General features: G+C 69.0%; 19 protein-coding genes. 7 read left to right on the top strand and 12 right to left on the bottom strand.

Annotated features, from left to right (window positions below):
* Positions 1-48 precede the first annotated feature (48 nt).
* From AC1Q9M_RS10145 to AC1Q9M_RS10170, 6 genes are read right to left on the bottom strand one after another with little or no spacing between them, the layout of a single operon-like run.
* The gene (locus tag AC1Q9M_RS10145) at positions 49-972 is read right to left on the bottom strand and encodes a metal ABC transporter solute-binding protein, Zn/Mn family (RefSeq protein WP_492433611.1); all 924 of its coding nucleotides are present in this window, start codon (positions 970-972) and stop codon (positions 49-51) included.
* Positions 969-1871: a metal ABC transporter permease gene (locus tag AC1Q9M_RS10150; protein WP_444686850.1), complete on the bottom strand. Its 903-nt coding sequence runs from the start codon at positions 1869-1871 to the stop codon at positions 969-971. The genes AC1Q9M_RS10145 and AC1Q9M_RS10150 overlap by 4 nt, the downstream gene beginning before the upstream one ends.
* Positions 1871-2620, bottom strand: a complete 750-nt coding sequence (locus tag AC1Q9M_RS10155) for a metal ABC transporter ATP-binding protein (protein ID WP_382156918.1) — start codon at positions 2618-2620, stop codon at positions 1871-1873. Before AC1Q9M_RS10155 ends, AC1Q9M_RS10150 begins: the two co-directional genes overlap by 1 nt.
* Complete coding sequence (locus AC1Q9M_RS10160) at positions 2617-3558, bottom strand: metal ABC transporter solute-binding protein, Zn/Mn family (RefSeq protein WP_382156916.1); 942 nt, start codon at positions 3556-3558, stop codon at positions 2617-2619. The genes AC1Q9M_RS10155 and AC1Q9M_RS10160 overlap by 4 nt, the downstream gene beginning before the upstream one ends.
* A gap of 49 nt (positions 3559-3607) precedes the next feature.
* Positions 3608-4219, bottom strand: a complete 612-nt coding sequence (locus AC1Q9M_RS10165; RefSeq protein WP_444686851.1) for a DUF6162 family protein — start codon at positions 4217-4219, stop codon at positions 3608-3610.
* Positions 4216-4545 (bottom strand): hypothetical protein, encoded by a 330-nt coding sequence (locus AC1Q9M_RS10170; protein ID WP_382156912.1) that lies wholly within the window; start codon positions 4543-4545, stop codon positions 4216-4218. The genes AC1Q9M_RS10165 and AC1Q9M_RS10170 overlap by 4 nt, the downstream gene beginning before the upstream one ends.
* A gap of 170 nt (positions 4546-4715) precedes the next feature.
* Here AC1Q9M_RS10170 and AC1Q9M_RS10175 point away from each other — a divergent pair, with 170 nt between their 5' ends.
* From AC1Q9M_RS10175 to hemP, 5 genes are all read left to right on the top strand, one after another.
* Positions 4716-5837, top strand: a complete 1122-nt coding sequence (locus AC1Q9M_RS10175) for an alpha-hydroxy acid oxidase (RefSeq protein ID WP_492433614.1) — start codon at positions 4716-4718, stop codon at positions 5835-5837.
* Between the two features lie 277 nt (positions 5838-6114).
* Positions 6115-6813 carry an energy transducer TonB gene (locus tag AC1Q9M_RS10180; protein WP_444691259.1) on the top strand — a complete coding sequence of 233 codons (699 nt, stop codon included), beginning with the start codon at positions 6115-6117 and terminating at the stop codon, positions 6811-6813.
* 26 nt (positions 6814-6839) lie between these two features.
* On the top strand, positions 6840-7592 hold the full coding sequence (locus AC1Q9M_RS10185; protein ID WP_382156906.1) for a MotA/TolQ/ExbB proton channel family protein: 753 nt from the start codon (positions 6840-6842) through the stop codon (positions 7590-7592).
* A gap of 9 nt (positions 7593-7601) precedes the next feature.
* Positions 7602-8015 carry an ExbD/TolR family protein gene (locus tag AC1Q9M_RS10190; protein ID WP_382156904.1) on the top strand — a complete coding sequence of 138 codons (414 nt, stop codon included), beginning with the start codon at positions 7602-7604 and terminating at the stop codon, positions 8013-8015.
* On the top strand, positions 8012-8224 hold the full coding sequence (hemP, locus tag AC1Q9M_RS10195) for a hemin uptake protein HemP (RefSeq protein WP_492433617.1): 213 nt from the start codon (positions 8012-8014) through the stop codon (positions 8222-8224). The genes AC1Q9M_RS10190 and hemP overlap by 4 nt, the downstream gene beginning before the upstream one ends.
* 149 nt (positions 8225-8373) lie before the next feature.
* On the opposite strand, the gene AC1Q9M_RS10200 is transcribed toward hemP, so the two are convergent.
* On the bottom strand, positions 8374-8781 hold the full coding sequence (locus AC1Q9M_RS10200; RefSeq protein WP_382156900.1) for a GlcG/HbpS family heme-binding protein: 408 nt from the start codon (positions 8779-8781) through the stop codon (positions 8374-8376).
* A 249-nt stretch (positions 8782-9030) separates the two neighbouring features.
* Between AC1Q9M_RS10200 and AC1Q9M_RS10205 the strand changes: the two genes are divergently transcribed.
* Together AC1Q9M_RS10205 and AC1Q9M_RS10210 are read left to right on the top strand one after the other, a co-directional pair.
* The gene (locus AC1Q9M_RS10205) at positions 9031-9726 is read left to right on the top strand and encodes a Bax inhibitor-1 family protein (RefSeq protein WP_382156898.1); all 696 of its coding nucleotides are present in this window, start codon (positions 9031-9033) and stop codon (positions 9724-9726) included.
* A gap of 139 nt (positions 9727-9865) precedes the next feature.
* Positions 9866-10204 (top strand): hypothetical protein, encoded by a 339-nt coding sequence (locus tag AC1Q9M_RS10210; RefSeq protein ID WP_492433620.1) that lies wholly within the window; start codon positions 9866-9868, stop codon positions 10202-10204.
* 1 nt (position 10205) lies between these two features.
* Here AC1Q9M_RS10210 and rlmD read toward each other — a convergent pair whose 3' ends face one another.
* The 5 genes from rlmD to surE all read right to left on the bottom strand — a co-directional run bounded on the left by rlmD (position 10206) and on the right by surE (position 15151).
* Positions 10206-11702, bottom strand: a complete 1497-nt coding sequence (gene rlmD / locus AC1Q9M_RS10215) for a 23S rRNA (uracil(1939)-C(5))-methyltransferase RlmD (RefSeq protein ID WP_492433622.1) — start codon at positions 11700-11702, stop codon at positions 10206-10208.
* A gap of 12 nt (positions 11703-11714) precedes the next feature.
* Positions 11715-12500: a 3'-5' exonuclease gene (locus AC1Q9M_RS10220; RefSeq protein ID WP_382320465.1), complete on the bottom strand. Its 786-nt coding sequence runs from the start codon at positions 12498-12500 to the stop codon at positions 11715-11717.
* Between the two features lie 13 nt (positions 12501-12513).
* Positions 12514-13338, bottom strand: coding sequence for a peptidoglycan DD-metalloendopeptidase family protein (locus AC1Q9M_RS10225; RefSeq protein WP_382320467.1), 825 nt, complete (start codon positions 13336-13338; stop codon positions 12514-12516).
* A 167-nt stretch (positions 13339-13505) separates the two neighbouring features.
* A complete protein-coding gene (locus AC1Q9M_RS10230; RefSeq protein ID WP_492433624.1) occupies positions 13506-14375 on the bottom strand; it encodes a protein-L-isoaspartate(D-aspartate) O-methyltransferase in 870 nt (289 codons plus the stop codon).
* A complete protein-coding gene (gene surE / locus AC1Q9M_RS10235; protein WP_444686855.1) occupies positions 14372-15151 on the bottom strand; it encodes a 5'/3'-nucleotidase SurE in 780 nt (259 codons plus the stop codon). Before surE ends, AC1Q9M_RS10230 begins: the two co-directional genes overlap by 4 nt.
* Between the last annotated feature and the right edge of the window lie 117 nt (positions 15152-15268).

Here is a 15268-nt window from a genome sequence, read left to right on the forward strand (position 1 = left end):
TGGAATCGACACCGTGCACGCCGGACGCGCCCCTTCTCCTCCGTGCCTTCAGCGGGCGGCGATGGCGCCCAGGCGCTGGGCGTTCTCGCGCAATTCGCCCACCGGGTCGCGGCCCTCGGTCAGCAGCACGATGGCGCGCACGCCGGCCTGTTGCACGGCCTGCGCCACGGGCGGCGGCAGCTCGCGGTGGTGCAGCACGGCGGCCACCGAGGCGCTGCGCAGCCGTTGCGTCAATTGCGTGAGCGCCTCCGGCGTCCAGGCTTCGTCGGCGCGGGCGTCGGTGCCCGCGAGGTCGAGGTTGAAACCGTTGACGAGGTAGTCGAGCCGGTCCGAGAGGCTGAACACCGCGAGGTTGCTCGCGTTGGCCAGGCGGGCTTCGCTCTGCGCCGTGATGCCCAGCAGCTGCTGGCGCAGCGCGCCCACATTGGCCTGCAGGCGCGGCTTGGCGGCGGGCACCAGCCGGCCGACGTCGCTGGCGATCACGTCGGCCATGCGGCCCAGGTTCACCGGGTCCAGCCAGGGCAGCGCGTTCGCCGCGGCGTCCTGCTCCTGCAGCGCCATGCCGGGCAGGGAGGCATCGAGCGGGCGCGCCGCGTCGATCTCGACCAGGCGGATGTTCTGCCGGCGCGCCAGCGGAAACAACGGGTCGTCGGGCCAGATGGAGCGCAGGGCGATCACGGCGTCGGCCTGGCGCGCGGCCTCACCGAGCCCGGCCGCGCCACGGCCGGAGAAGAAAGCCAGCTGCCGGTTCGGCGGCAGCGTCTCGGGCACCGGCCGCAGCACCACGATGCCGGTGTCGCGCACCAGCGAGGTGGTGAGCGCGGCCACCACGGGATGGGCCACCAGCAGGCGGGCCGGCGCCGCGGCGGCGGCCACGGGCGCGGCAGGCGCCTGCGCGGTGGCGGCACCGGCCGACAGGGCCAGCAGACCGGCCAGGCACCAGGCCGGCGGGGACAGAAGACGCGAGGTCATCCAGCATGTCCTTTCAGTGACGGGGTGAAGCCCCGGATGACCGCCGCGAGCGCGAACAGCGCTCCGGCGGTGAGGATGATGGCCGCGCCCGAAGGCACCGGCAGTTCGAGTTCGATCGGCACCAGGATGCCGATCTGCGTGCTGACGGTGGCGATCGCCACGCTCAGCCAGAAAAAACCCCGCAGCGACAGGCTCAGCAGGCGCGCAGCGGCCGCGGGAATGATGAGCAAGGCACCGACCAGGATCGCGCCGATCACCTTGACCGACGCCACCGTCACGATGGTCACCAGCACCACGAACAGGTAGTCCAGCAGCTTCACGCGCACGCCGCGCACGCTGGCCAGCTGCGGGTTGAAGCTGGCGAGCATGAAGCGGTTGTACAGCGGCACCGTGAGCGCCACCACCAGCGAGCCGACCACCGCAAGCACCAGCAGGTCCCCGGCGTCCACCGTGAGCACCGAGCCGAACAGCACGTTCTCCAGGATGTGGATGTTGACGCGGCCCGACAGCATCAGCAGCAGGCTGGCCCCCATGGCCAGCGAGACCGCGAGGAACACGCCGATCAGGGTGTCGGGCGAGAGGCCGGTGCGGTTGCGCAGGTAGTTCAGCAGCATGCCGAACAGCAGGCAGTACGCGAACAGGCTGCCATAGGGCCCGGTGTAGGGCTCGCCCAGCAGGATGCCGATGGCCACCCCGGTAAGCGCGGCGTGGCCCACGGCCTCGGAGAAGAAGGCCAGCCGCTTGACCACGACCAGCGTGCCCAGGCCACCGAGCACGGGGCCGATGAACAGCCCGGCCAGCACGGCGTTGACCACGAAACCATAGGCCAGCGACGCGGGCAGCGTGCCCTGCTCGGCCAGGTGCTGGATGCCCTGGCGGAAGGTATCGAATGCGCTCATCAGGCCACCGCCTTGTCTTTTTCTTCTTCGCGCCGCTGCCGGCTGGAGAACAGCGCGAGCACGCGCTGCGGGGTCAGCGTCTCGGCGGCCGGGCCGTCGAACAGCACCTGCCGGCTCAGGCCGGAGACGTGGTCGGCCAGGCGCGTGACGGCGTCGAGGTCGTGCTCGATCCACAGCACGGTGACGCGGGTCTCGCGCCAGTGCGCGAGCAGCTTCTCGAAGATCGCTTCACCGGCTTCGTCCAGCGCGGACATGGGTTCGTCGAGCAGGATCAGGTCGGGCGAAGGAATCAGCGCCTGCGCCAGCAGCACGCGCTGGCGCTCACCGCCGGAGAGCGCGCCCATGCGGCGGCCCGCCTTCTCCAGCATGCCCACCTGCTGCAAGGCCTGCTCCACCGGCTCGCGCCAGCGCGGCGACAGGCCGAGGAACACCGGCCGGCGCTGGCACATGGCGCCCATGAAGTCCATCACCGTCATCGGCAGGCCGGCATCGAAAGCCAGGGCCTGCGGCACGTAGCCCACCACGCCCGGCAGCTCGCCGGGCCAGGTCAGGCTGATCTGCCCCCGGTGCGGCACCTGGCCGAGCAGGGCCTTGAAGAGCGAGCTCTTGCCACCGCCATTGGGGCCCACGAGCGCGTGCACGGTGCCCGCCGCCACGCGCAGGTTCACCTGCCGCAGGATGTCGGTGTGGCCCAGGGTGAGGTCGACGGATTCGAATGCGATGCCGGGTCCACCCGCGATCGCGCTCACGCGGACTCCTTGATCGCGCGCACCACAGTGGCCAGGTTGCGGGCGATCTCGTTCTCGAACTTGTCGGCCGTGTACGGGCCGTGCGAGATGTGCGTCAGCGCGTACAGGCGCACGCCGGTTTCGCGGCGGATGGTGTCGACGTAGGCGGACGGGAAGTCCATCTCCGAGAAGATCACCTTCACGTCGAGCGAGCGGATCTGGTCGATGGTGCCCTTGAGCTGCGAGGGGCTGGGTTCGATGCCGTGCGCCGGCTCCACCACCGCCGCCACTTCCAGGCCGAACTCGCGCAACAGGTAGTCGTAAGCGCCGTGGATGGTGGCGATGCGCAGGCCGCTGGCGGGCGCCTGGGCCAGCTGGCCCAGCGCGTCGGCGCGCAGCTTGCGCAGCTTCTGCGCGTAGGCGCGCGCGTTCGCGGTGTAGGCGTTGGCGTTCGCGGGATCGAGCTTGCCCAGTTCGCGGGCGATGGTGTTCACCTGCGAGATCGATGCCGTGACCGACAGGAAGGTGTGCGGGTTCACCACCTTGCCCGAGGTGCCCCGGCCGGTGCCCACCGCGGCGAGCAGCGGCACCTGGGCGTTGGCTTCGATCACCTTCAGGTCGGGCTTCTCGCTCGCCGCGATCATGCGGCCGGCGAAGTCGTCGTGGCCCACGCCGTTGAGCACGATCACGTCGAGCGAACCGATGCGCTTGATGTCTTCGGTGCGCGGCTCGTAGGCGTGCGGGTTGAAGCCGGCGGGAATGACGGGCACCACCTCGGCCAGATCGCCCACCACGTTGGCGACGTAGCTGTAGTAGGGGTGCAGCGTGACGCCGACGCGCAGCTTGCGCGCCTGCTGCGCCCAGGCCGGCACGCTGGTGGCGGCCAGGGCCATGGGGGCCCAGGCCAGCGCGGACAGCAGGTGTCGGCGGCGCGCGGAAGGCGGGTGGTGGTCTGACATGAGAGGGATCCCGAAAGAAAAGAAAACGGAAGCGCGAAAGACAGAGAGGTCAGTGCGCGGTGTCCTTGCGCGTCACGCCGGCGTCGTAGCGCACCACGACCTGGCGCCAGCCCTGGCGCGTGAGCGAGGCATCGTCCAGCTGCTCGGGCCAGGCGTTGGGGCCCTCGCGGTGCACCCAGACCTCGACCTCGTCGTCGTGCGCATGCGCCTTGGGCGATGCTTCACCCTCGCCTTTGGCTGGCAGGCGCAACAGGAAAGACGCCGCGACATCCGGTGCCGCGCTGCGGCCCACATAGGCCACGTCGTGGCCTTGCACCTGGGTGCGCCATTCGTGGCCACCGCGCGCGGCGGCACCGACACCGGTGACGAAGGGCGGCAGGTCCATGCCACGCAGCTGCTCGATGGCCGGCAGAGCCTTGTCGGTCTCGATCAGCGCGGTGATTTCCTCGGCCGCCACCAGCAGGTCGGCGTGCACGCCCTGCTCCGCCGCGTTGAGCTGCGTGCGGGCGTCGATCTGGTGCGACGACAAGGCCGCCGCCGCCAGCGGCTGCGCGCGCGCGCCGATCAGGATCGCGGCCACCGCCAGCACGCAGGCCGCGGCCAGCACCACCCACAAGGTTTCGTGTCCCGCGCCGGCGGGGCGCACCACTTGCGTGGTCATGGCTTGACGTCGGTGTGATCGACCTCGGCCGAGTGCTCGCCGCCGTCCTCCAGGCGCACGAAGAATTCGCCCGCGGGCCGCTTGAACTGCAAAGCCGAATCGCCGCCCAGCGTGCCCTTGAACAGCACGCGCTCGTCGTAGGCCTTCACCTGCACCGACATGCCGACCGCGTCGCTGCCATCGGAGAACTCCCCGACGCAGCGCACCATGTTCTCGGCCGCGGGCTTACAGGTCAGCAACAGGCTGTGGGCCGACGCCAGACCGGGCAGCGCCGCGGCCCCCACGAACAGGGCGGACAGGAACAGGGGGTGAAAGCGTTTTTGCATGGACCAGGGTTCGTCGAGACATGCCCGGAGCGGCCGAACCGGCCCGGCATGGACAATAATGAACGATAAATGAGAATTGTTCCCATTATAAACAGCAGCTTGAATCCCCCAAAGGCTCTGCTCCTGTTTTTGCTGCACCGCTCCCAGGCCCGCCGCCCACCCACGAACCCATGACGCCCCAACACACGCACCCAGCCCTGCCCCCGGGCGTGACCACCCTGGCCGATCACGAGCGCCACGCCCGCGGCGTGCTGGACGAGGCCAGCTGGGCCTACCTGTTCGGCGCGGCGGCCGACGAATTGACCTTCGCCCGCAACATCGAGGCCTGGCGCGCGCTGGAGCTGCTGCCCCGCGTGCTCAAGCCTCTGGCCGGGGGCCACACCCGCGTCGAGCTGCTCGGCCGAACCCTCGCCCACCCCATCCTGGTCGCGCCCATGGCGCACCAGCGCCTGGCGCACCCCGATGGCGAACACGCCACCGCCCTGGCCGCCGCCGCACTGGGCGCGGGCCTGGTGTTCAGCACCCAGGCATCGGCACCGCTGGACGAGATCGCGGCCCGCTTCCTGCCGGAGCCTGGGCGCGGTCCCTTGTGGTTCCAGCTCTACCTGCAGCCCGACCGGGGCTTCACGGCCGAACTCGTGCAGCGCGCCGAAGCCGCCGGCTTCGAAGCGCTGGTGCTCACGGTGGACGCGCCGGTGCAAGGCGCTCGCGACAGCGAACGGCGCAGCGGCTTTCGGCTGCCGGCCGGCATCGGTGCGGTCAACCTCACTGGCCTGCGCCACCCGCCGCCCCGCACACTGGCCGCGGGCCAGAGCGCCCTGTTCGACGACCTGCTCACCCACGCGCCCAGCTGGGACGACGTGGCCTGGCTGCGCTCGATCACGCTCCTGCCCGTGCTGCTCAAGGGCGTGCTGCATCCCGACGATGCCCGCCAGGCGGTGGCCTGCGGCGCCTCGGGCCTGATCGTGTCCAACCACGGCGGGCGCACGCTCGACACCGCCATCACCACAGCCAACGCCCTGCCCCGAATCGCGCAAACCGTGCAAGGCGATCTGCCCCTGCTGGTGGACGGCGGCATCCGGCGGGGCACCGACGTGCTCAAGGCCATCGGCCTGGGCGCGAGCGCGGTGCTGGTGGGCCGCCCCGTGCTGCACGGCCTGGCCACGGCGGGCGCGACCGGCGTGGCCCATGTGCTGCGCCTGCTGCGCGACGAGCTGGAAATCGCGATGGCGCTCACCGGTTGCCGCACGCTGGCAGAGGCCTCCACGGTGCTGGCGCCCACCGGCCGCTAAAAAAACCGCTCTTTTTTGGCACAATCATGAGAATGCGAAACATTCTCGTTTAGAATCGATAGCAGTTTCCTGTCACACGTCGCACTGTCGACCCACGCGAAAGGGATTTCCATGACCACCGGCCTCGCTGTCCTCGGCGCCAGCCTCATGCTCATGCTGATCGCCGCGTGGTGGATTTTTCGACACAGATAGTTCATAACGAGGCCTTCACCACGGCCCCACGCCACCGTCCTGCCGAGCCTCTTCCGACTTCACCATGCCGACCGCCAGCGCCACCATGGCGCCTCCCATCTCCCCCTCGCCTGACGCCCCACCGCGCCGCATGAACCGCCGCATCCTGGTGGTGGGCGCGGTGGTGGGCTTTCATGTGCTGGCCGTCTGGGCTCTGCAGAGCGGTCTGCTGCGCCGCGCCGTGGAGATGGTGATCCCGGTCGAAGTGCTGGCCGAGATCATCGAGCCGGCGAAGCCGCAGATCATTCCCGAGCCGCCACCGCCTGCGCCTGCGGTGCAAAAGCCCCAGCCCAAGCCAAAGCCCATCGCGCGCCCCGAGCCCACGCCGCAACCGGTGTTGCAGCAGGAGCCCTCGCCCATGGCGCCCGTGGTGGCGCCCCCGGAACCCGCGCCGCCCGTCGTGGCCGCCGAGCCCGCGCCACCGGCCCCGCCCGCGCCGCCAGCGCCACCCGCACCGCCGCGCGTGGAGCTGCCCTCCAGCAGCGCCGATTACCTGAACAACCCGCGCCCGCCCTACCCCGCCTTGTCCAAACGCATGGGCGAACAGGGCAAGGTCGTGGTGCGCGTGTTCATCGAGACCAACGGCACGGCCAGCAAGGCCGAGGTCCGCACCTCCAGCGGCTTCGACCGGCTGGACCAGACCGCCGTACAGACCGTGCTGCGCTGGCGCTATGTGCCGGGCAAGCGCAACGGGGTGGCTGAAGCCATGTGGTTCAACATCCCGATCAATTTCGTTTTGGAATAAACCTCTTCCCCTGGAGTCAGAGAATCATGGATCCGCAAATCGCTTCGACGGGCTTGGCCCACGTCTGGACACAAGGTGACTGGGTCACCCGCTCGGTGGCCATCGTGCTGCTGGCGATGTCCCTGACCACCTGGGTCATCATCCTGTGGAAGGCCCTGGACCAGCGCGCCCAGCGCGCCCAGGCCAAGGGCATCGAAGGCTTCTGGCACAGCGCCGATTTCGCCGAAGGCCTGGACAAGCTGGGCTCGTCCGAAGGCAACCCCTTCCGCAGCGTGGCCCTGGAAGGCCGCGAAGCCACCCGCCACATCCTGCACAAGGACGGCCACAACGGCACGCCGCCGCAGCGCCAGCTGCACGACAGCCTGGACGTGAGCGACTGGGTCGAGCGTTCGCTGCGCAAGAGCGTGGACGACCACACCGCCCGCGCCCAGAGCGGCCTGTCGGTGCTCGCCTCGGTGGCCTCCACCGCGCCTTTCGTGGGCCTGTTCGGCACCGTCTGGGGCATCTACCACGCCCTGCTGAGCATCGGCGCGGCCGGCCAGGTCAGCATCGACCGCGTGGCCGGCCCGATCGGCGAGGCGCTGATCATGACCGCGCTCGGCCTGCTGGTCGCCATTCCCGCCGTGCTGGGCTACAACGCCCTGGTGCGCGGCAACAAGGGCATCAGCCACCAGCTCAACCGCTTCGCACACGACCTGCATGCCTACTTCGTCACCGGCGCCCGCGTCACCGCCGGCGCGGCCGACGGCAAGGTGCTGCCGATGAAGAAGGCCTCGTAAGGACCCGCCATGGCCATCGGAACCCAATCGGACAGCGACGAGGTGATGAGCGAGATCAACATGATCCCGTTCATCGACGTCATGCTGGTCCTGCTGATCATCTTCATCATCACCGTGCCCGTGATCAAGCACTCGGTCAACATCGAGCTGCCCCAGGCGAGCATGGAGAAGGTGCTGGACAAGCCCGAGAACATCCGCCTGTCGGTGGATGCGGACGGTGTCTATTACTGGAACGACCAGCGCGTGGAAGACGCCGACTTCGCCAACCGCCTCGCGGCGGCGGCCGCGCAAGATCCCCAGCCCGAGCTGCACATCCGTGGCGACAAGGCGGTGCGCTATGAGCGCGTGGCGCAAGCCATGGCCAGCGCGCAGCGCAGCGGTGTGCGCAAGATCGGCTTCATCACGGAACCAGGCACGCCATGAACCCGAATCCGGACACCACCCCCGCGCCCGCCAACGCAGCCGCATCCGATGCGCCGACGACGCTGCAGCTCCTGCACGAAGGCCATCCCGTGCCGGTGCTGCCCAGCGCTGAACTGCTTCGCGGCCAGAAGGTGGTGGCCATCCATCACAACGGATCGCTCTACCGGCTGCACGCGACGCGGCAGGGCAAGCTGATCCTCACCAAGTAACCAGGCGGCACCGCCAGCCCGCCTCGCACCGTTTTTCATCGTGGGGCGACCCGGGGACATCACCATCCCCGTGCGTCGTTTTTAGCCAGCCAAGGGACCAAAGGCCCCGTTAGCCAGGCACTTTTTTCGGGTATGCCACCCGTCAAAGCTCACAAGTTTATTGCGGCAATGCCCGCGCGCGCGATCTGCGCGTCTTCGGTCGACTTCACACCGCTCACACCCACCGCGCCCAGGCACTGGCCATCCTTGAGGATGGGCACACCGCCTTCGAGCATGCCCGAGAGCGTGGGCGCGCTCAGGAAGGACATGCGGCCCTGGTTGATCACGTCTTCGTAGATCTTGCTCTCGCGCCGGCCCATGGCGGCCGTGTGAGCCTTGGCGGGCGCGATGTGGGCGGAAATCGCGGCCGCGCCGTCCAGCCGCTGCAGCCAGAGCAGGTGCCCGCCGTCGTCCACGATGGCGATGGTCACGGCCCAGTTGTTCTTCACGGCCTCGGCTTCGGCCGCGGCGGCGATGAGTTTGACGTCGGCGATTTCGAGCATTGCCTTGTTTTTCATGAACTTGGTCCTAAATGGGGGATCAGAGAAGGAATTGCAGAGCGGGAGCTTACCGCCCGGGCGCAAAGTGCGAACGATAACGCGTGCATTGGCACACCAGAGGTCACAAGTGACCATACCAAAAATGCGTTGTCCCGCGCCGGATGCTCACGGCGGACCAGCCTCCTACAATGCAATTTCGCCGGTTGCGCGTCATTCCGACGCGCAGCGACCGGCCTAGGGCGTCAGATGATGAAGGAGATCACCACCATGACCGACCAAGCACAGACCAGCGGCCGCTTCGGCACCGCCGTCTCTTCCGATGCGCTGCGCAACAAAGTCATGCGCAACACCTACTGGCTGCTGGCCCTGTCCATGCTGCCCACCGTGCTGGGCGCCTGGATCGGCGTGCAGACCGGCATCACCGCCGCGCTCACGGGCGGCCTGGGCCTGATCGTCTTCCTGGGCGGCGCCTTCGCCTTCATGTTCGCGATCGAGAAGACCAAGAACTCCGCCGCCGGCGTGCCCGTGCTGCTGGCCTTCACCTTCTTCATGGGCCTGATGCTCTCGCGCCTGCTGGCGGCGGTGCTGGGCTTCTCCAACGGCTCCAGCCTGATCATGACCGCCTTTGGCGGCACGGCCGGCGTGTTCTTCATCATGGCCAACCTCTCGGCCGTGATCAAGCGCGACCTCTCCGGTCTGGGCAAGTGGCTCTTCGTGGGCGCCCTGGCCATCATGATCGGCGCGATCATCAACGTGTTCGTGGGCAGCCCGGCCGGCATGGCCGTGATCGCCACCCTGGCGATCGTGGTGTTCAGCCTGTACCTGCTGTACGACCTCAAGCGCATCGTGGACGGCGGCGAGACCAACTACATCACCGCCACCCTGGGCCTGTACCTGAGCCTGTTCAACATCTTCCAGAGCCTGCTGATGCTGCTGGGCATGTTCGGCGGCGACCGCGAGTAAACGGGCCCTCTCCCATCGAAAAAGGACCTTCGGGTCCTTTTTCTTGGCCTGTCGCACGGGCAACGTGACATTTTTGCCGCCTGGGGCGTCAAGTTCGGGCCCCAGGCGCCGAAACAAGGCTGAAACCCACTGCACAGCCATGCGACACACCGCCCTCACCCTCTGCCTCCTGGCCGCCGTCAGCCTGCTGACCGGCTGCGAAGCGCTGGGCATCGAGACCGCCACGCAGGTCGCGGCCAAGAAGGAAGCCGAGGGCAAGGCCATCGGCAGCGCCTGCCGGCATGCGGTGCGCAGCATCGAAAGCTGCTTCAGCAACTACCCGCGCGCCGGCAAGGCCGCCGTGTTCGCCGGCTGGCGCGAGATGGACCAGTACATGCGCGAGAACTCGGTGGTGGGCATGCCCTCCGAACCCGAGTCCGGCGCCGCGCCTGCCGCCGCCGACGGCGCCAAGCCCGGCGCCGAATCGCAGAAGTCCTGATTCAGCCCTCGTCGGCCACCGCCGGCGCCGCATCGGCGCCCGGCACCTTCGACGGGTCCAGCTCGAACACCGCCATGCTCTCGACGTGCGCGGTGTGGGCAAACATGTTGACCACCCCCGCCGCCACGCAGCGGTAGCCCGCCTGGTGCACCAGCAGCCCCGCGTCGCGCGCGAGCGTGGCCGGGTTGCAGCTCACGTAGACGATGCGCTGCGGCGGCGTCCAGTCACCGCGCAGGGCCGGGTTCTGGTGCAGGTCGGCCATGGCCTTGGCCAGGGCGAACGCGCCCTCGCGCGGCGGGTCCACCAGCCACTTCTGCGCCACGCCATCGGCCACCAGTTGCTCGGGCGTCATCTCGAACAGGTTGCGCGCCGCGAAGGTGGTGGGCGCGAGCGCGCGGTCCCGGCCGGCCTGGTTGCCCGCCAGGTTTTCGCGGGAGCGCGACACCAGGGCCTCGCTGCCTTCGATGCCCAGCACCTCGCCCGCCGTCGTGGCGATCGGCAAGGTGAAGTTGCCCAGGCCGCAGAACCAGTCGATCACGCGCTCATCGGCCCGGGCGTCGAGCAGGCGCAGGGCGCGCACCACCAGCACACGGTTGATGAACGGGTTGACCTGGGTGAAGTCGGTCGGCTTGAACGGCATGGTGATGCCGAACTCGGGCAGGGAATACGACAGCACCGCCCCACCCTCGTCGAGCAGCTTGACCGTGTCCGGCCCCTTGGCCTGCAGCCACCATTGCACGCCATGCTGGAGGCCGAAGGCCCGCAGGCGCGCGCGGTCGTCCTCGCTCAGCGGCTCCAGGTGGCGCAGCACCAGCGCCGTCACGTCGTCGCCGCTGGCCAGTTCGATCTGCGGGCAGGTGTCGCGCGCGTCCATGCCGAAGATGAGTTCGCGCAAGGGCATGAGCATGTCGCTCACGTGCGCGGGCAGCACCGGGCAGACCTTCATGTCGGCCACGTAGCGGCTCTTGCGCTCGTGGAAGCCGATCAGCACCTCGCCCTTCTTGTGCACGTGGCGCACCGAGAGGCGCGCGCGGTGGCGGTAGCCCCAGGCCGGGCCTTCGATGGGGCGCATCATGGTCTCGGCCCTGACCTTGCCCAGGTGCCAGAGGTTGTCTTCCAGCACGCGCTGCTTGACGGCCACCTGGGCGGCCTCGTGCAGGTGCTGCATCTTGCAGCCGCCGCACGCGCCGGCGTGCAGGCCGAAGTGCGGGCAGCCGGGCCGCACGCGCTGCGAGGATTCGCGGTGGATCGCCGTCACCGTGCCGGCTTCCCAGTTGTTCTTCTTGCGATGCACGTTCACGCTGACCTGCTCGAAGGGCAGCGCACCTTCGATGAACACCACCTTGCCGTCGGGCCGGCGGGCGATGCCCTGGGCATCGATGTCGAGAGATTCGATCGCGAGCCAGCCCTCAGGCAGGGTGCTGGCCGCTGTTTCGTGGGCCGCCTCGGTGCTGGCGGTGGTGAGAAGGCTGTTTTCGTGGAGGGAGGACGCTGTCATCCCCCGATTGTCTCAGGCCCAGGCCCGCAGGTACTCGTCCCAGTGCGGCTCGGCCGGGGCCAGGTTGCCCAGCGTCTCCTTGACCATGGCGATTTCCTGCTCGTATTCGGCCTCGGTCAACCCGCCGCGCATCTTCTGGAAACGGCAGTACACCAGGTAGGTGTTCATCACGTCGGTCTCGCAATAGCGGCGGATCTCTTCGGTCTGCCCCGCCAGGTACTGCGCGTACACCTGCGAGCCGTCCATGCCCAGCTTGCCTGGAAAGCCGCAGAGCTTGGCCATGGCGTCCAGTGGCGCGTTGTTCTTGGGCGAGTACATGGCCAGCAGGTCCATCAGGTCCAGGTGCCGCATGTGGTACCGGCTGATGTAGTTGTTCCACTTGAACTCGCGGTCGTCCTCGCCCAGGTCCCAGTACTTGCTGGCCTCCACGCCATGGCGCAGGCCGCGGTAGTGCAACACCGGCAGGTCGAAGCCGCCCCCGTTCCAGCTCACCAGATGGGGCGTGTGCTTCTCGATGGAATGGAAGAAGGCCTGCACCACCTTGCCTTCGCTCTGCCCGTCGCGGTCCACGAAGGAGTGGATGCGCAGGCCTTCGGCGTTGCGGAAGACGCAGCTGATGACCAGCACGCGCTGCAGGTGCAGCGGCACGAAGTCGCTCTGGCCCTTTTCCTTGCGCTCGGCCAGCCAGGCAGCGTGGACCTGCTCGTCGGTCAACTCGGGCGCCGCGCCGCGCAGGGCGCGCAGCCCGGCCACATCGGGAATGGACTCGATGTCGAAGACGAGAACCGGCCAGGCCATGCCGCGCCGGTGTTCAGCGCTTGGGCAGGTGGCCCATCGGGTCGACCGGCTTGCCCAGGCGGCGCACCTCGAAGTGCAGCTTCACGCGATCGGTGTCGCTGCTGCCCATCTCGGCGATCTTCTGGCCCTGGCGCACGGCCTGGTCCTCACGCACCAGCAGCGCCTGGTTGTGGGCGTAGGCGGTGAGGTAGGTGTTGTTGTGCTTGAGGATGATCAGGTTGCCATAGCCGCGCAGGCCGGCACCGGCGTAGACCACACGGCCATCGGCCGCCGCGACCACCGGGTCGCCGATCTTGCCGGCGATGGACACGCCCTTGTTGTTGGCCTCGTCGAACGGCGTGATGACGGTGCCCTGGGCCGGCCAGATGAAGCTGATCTCGTCGGCGCCGCCCGCGGCCGGGGCGGGTGCCGGGGCCGGCGGGGTGGTGGGCGAGGTGGAGGCCGCGGGGGGCGCGGTTTCCGACAGGGGCCGCGAGGCCACGCCCGAGCTGGTCACCGGGCTCGTGGTGGGGCCTGTCGGTGCCGTGGCCGTGGTGGTGGCGCCCGGCGGCTGCACGCGCAGCACCTGGCCCACTTCCAGCGCGTTCGGGTTGGTGAGGTTGTTCCAGGCCTGGATGTCGCGCCAGTTCTGGCCGTTGTCCAGCGCGATGCGGAACAGGGTATCGCCCGCCTTGACGGTGTAGTAGCCCGGCTTGCCGGCGTTCTCGGCGCCCGGCATGGGCACCACCTCGGCCGGGCGGGGGCCGGCGGAACCGCCTCGGTCTTCCACGGGCGCCGGGCGGTCCAGGCGGGTGGAGGAACAACCGGCGGCGACCATCAGCGCCGCCAGCATGGACATGACCGCGACGCCTCGCCATGCAGGACGACCCGACTCCTGGGGACGCCCCGAGCATTGGAAAACACGCTTGTTCATGAAAACTCCCACGAATTGCAAGGAACCCTGGCCGCCTGCGCGGTCAGGGCCCTGAAAAAGACACGTTGCACCGCCCGGGAGGCGGTGCAACATCATGCGACACCCGATTTTAGAGGCACAAAGAGCACGGCCTCCAGCTCGGTGCGGACGATGCCGGTGGCGGTTTTGTCCACCACCACCAGGTTCTGCCGACCGGCCGCCGTGACCGCGGGCGCCACCAGCCGGCCACCCACGGCCAACTGGTCGATCCACGCCTGCGGAATGTCGTTGCCACCCGCCGCCGCGATGATGGCCGCATAGGGTGCCCCTTTGGGGTAGCCCAGCATGCCATCGCCAAACAGCAGGTGCAGGTTGGAGAGGCGGAACCAGCGAAGGTTCTCGCGCGATTTTTCGTGCAGCCCCTTGAGCCGCTCGATGCTGTAGACCTCGCGCGCCAGGTGGCTGAGCAAGGCGGCCTGGTAACCACAACCGGTGCCGATCTCCAGCACCCGGCCCATCTTCTCGCCGCGGCCCTGGCAGAGCAGCTCCAGCATGCGCGCCACCACGCCGGGCTTGGAAATGGTCTGCCCCAGGCCGATGGGCAGGCTGGTGTCTTCATAGGCCTGGTTGACCAGCGCCGAATCGACGAAGCGGTGGCGTTCCACCGCCTGCAGGGCCGCCAGCACGCCCGGGTGCGTGACGCCCTGCCCCTGGATCTTGCGCACCATGGCGGCGCGCACCGCCTGCGATTCCATGCCCACGCCGGTGGGCGCCACCGGGTGTACCGGCACCCGGGGCGCGGCCTTGGGCTGCGGCAGGGCCGGCGGTGCCACGGCGCGCGCCGCCGGCCGGGGCTGCAGATGGTTGCGCGGCACCGGTGCGGGCGCGGCGGCGGGCAGGCGCGCCGGAAAACCCGGCCTGGGCTTCGCGCCCGCCGCGGGGGCGGAAGACGGCGGTGGAGGAACCGGCAGACCGCGCTTCACGAGCCGGCACCACCCATGGACAGGCTCGCGGCCGTGGGCGCCCAGTAGGCGAGGCGGTCGTGGTCGGTCAGGTCCACCTGCAGGGGCGTGATGGTGGCGTAGCCCTGCAGCGAGGCGTGGAAATCCGTGCCTTCGGCGTCGTCCTTGGCCTTGCCCGCGCTGCCGATCCAGTACATGGTGTCGCCGCGCGGGTTGGTCTGCGAGATCACCTGCTCGGCCGCGTGCCGGCGGCCCAGGCGCGCCACCTTGAAGCCGCGCAGCTCGGCCAGCGGCCGGTTGGGGATGTTGACGTTGAGCAACCAGGGCTCGGCGGGCGGGCCGTTTTCCAGCGAGGGCAGCAGCTGCGAGACCAGGCGCGCGGCCATCTGGCCCGCGTCTTCCAGGTGGCCCCAGCCCTTTTCGGTCTGTGAAAAGGCGATGGCGGGCACGCCGAACAGGTAGCCCTCCATGGCCGCGCCCACAGTGCCGGAATAGATGGTGTCGTCGCCCATGTTGGCGCCGTTGTTGATGCCGGAGACCACCAGATCGGGCCGGTAGCCCAGCAGGCCGGTGAGCGCGATGTGCACGCAGTCGGCCGGCGTGCCATTCACATAGCGAAAACCGTTGTAGGCCGTGTGCACGTAAAGCGGCGAATGCAGCGAGAGCGCGTTGGACTTGGCGCTGTTGTTGTGCTCCGGGGCCACCACCTCCACCTCGGCCAGCCCCTTGAGGGCCTCGTAGAGCGCCACGATGCCGGGCGCCTGGTAACCGTCGTCGTTGGAGATGAGTATTTTCATTGCCGCGATTTTAGGTGGATCGCCCCGGTCACGCCCGGGACACGCAAGGGGCTTACCCGCTGCGGAAGACGGCCCCCGCTGCCTATCATGGAACGGTTTCATGACCATTTGAACGAG

It is taken from the genome of Hydrogenophaga sp. GW823-FHT04C09 (genome assembly GCF_058796355.1).

Excerpts from the sequence above, each read along its gene's own strand:
- hemP (WP_492433617.1), top strand. The coding sequence starts at position 8,012 with ATGAACCCGAATCCGGACACCACCCCCGCGCCCGCCAACGCAGCCGCA.
- AC1Q9M_RS10145 (WP_492433611.1), bottom strand. The coding sequence starts at position 972 with ATGACCTCGCGTCTTCTGTCCCCGCCGGCCTGGTGCCTGGCCGGTCTG.
- AC1Q9M_RS10225 (WP_382320467.1), bottom strand. The coding sequence starts at position 13,338 with ATGTCCATGCTGGCGGCGCTGATGGTCGCCGCCGGTTGTTCCTCCACC.
- rlmD (WP_492433622.1), bottom strand. The coding sequence starts at position 11,702 with ATGACAGCGTCCTCCCTCCACGAAAACAGCCTTCTCACCACCGCCAGC.
- AC1Q9M_RS10205 (WP_382156898.1), top strand. The coding sequence starts at position 9,031 with ATGACCGACCAAGCACAGACCAGCGGCCGCTTCGGCACCGCCGTCTCT.
- AC1Q9M_RS10200 (WP_382156900.1), bottom strand. The coding sequence starts at position 8,781 with ATGAAAAACAAGGCAATGCTCGAAATCGCCGACGTCAAACTCATCGCC.
- AC1Q9M_RS10150 (WP_444686850.1), bottom strand. The coding sequence starts at position 1,871 with ATGAGCGCATTCGATACCTTCCGCCAGGGCATCCAGCACCTGGCCGAG.
- AC1Q9M_RS10160 (WP_382156916.1), bottom strand. The coding sequence starts at position 3,558 with ATGTCAGACCACCACCCGCCTTCCGCGCGCCGCCGACACCTGCTGTCC.
- AC1Q9M_RS10190 (WP_382156904.1), top strand. The coding sequence starts at position 7,602 with ATGGCCATCGGAACCCAATCGGACAGCGACGAGGTGATGAGCGAGATC.
- AC1Q9M_RS10170 (WP_382156912.1), bottom strand. The coding sequence starts at position 4,545 with ATGCAAAAACGCTTTCACCCCCTGTTCCTGTCCGCCCTGTTCGTGGGG.
- AC1Q9M_RS10220 (WP_382320465.1), bottom strand. The coding sequence starts at position 12,500 with ATGGCCTGGCCGGTTCTCGTCTTCGACATCGAGTCCATTCCCGATGTG.
- AC1Q9M_RS10185 (WP_382156906.1), top strand. The coding sequence starts at position 6,840 with ATGGATCCGCAAATCGCTTCGACGGGCTTGGCCCACGTCTGGACACAA.
- AC1Q9M_RS10175 (WP_492433614.1), top strand. The coding sequence starts at position 4,716 with ATGACGCCCCAACACACGCACCCAGCCCTGCCCCCGGGCGTGACCACC.
- surE (WP_444686855.1), bottom strand. The coding sequence starts at position 15,151 with ATGAAAATACTCATCTCCAACGACGACGGTTACCAGGCGCCCGGCATC.
- AC1Q9M_RS10180 (WP_444691259.1), top strand. The coding sequence starts at position 6,115 with ATGGCGCCTCCCATCTCCCCCTCGCCTGACGCCCCACCGCGCCGCATG.
- AC1Q9M_RS10210 (WP_492433620.1), top strand. The coding sequence starts at position 9,866 with ATGCGACACACCGCCCTCACCCTCTGCCTCCTGGCCGCCGTCAGCCTG.
- AC1Q9M_RS10165 (WP_444686851.1), bottom strand. The coding sequence starts at position 4,219 with ATGACCACGCAAGTGGTGCGCCCCGCCGGCGCGGGACACGAAACCTTG.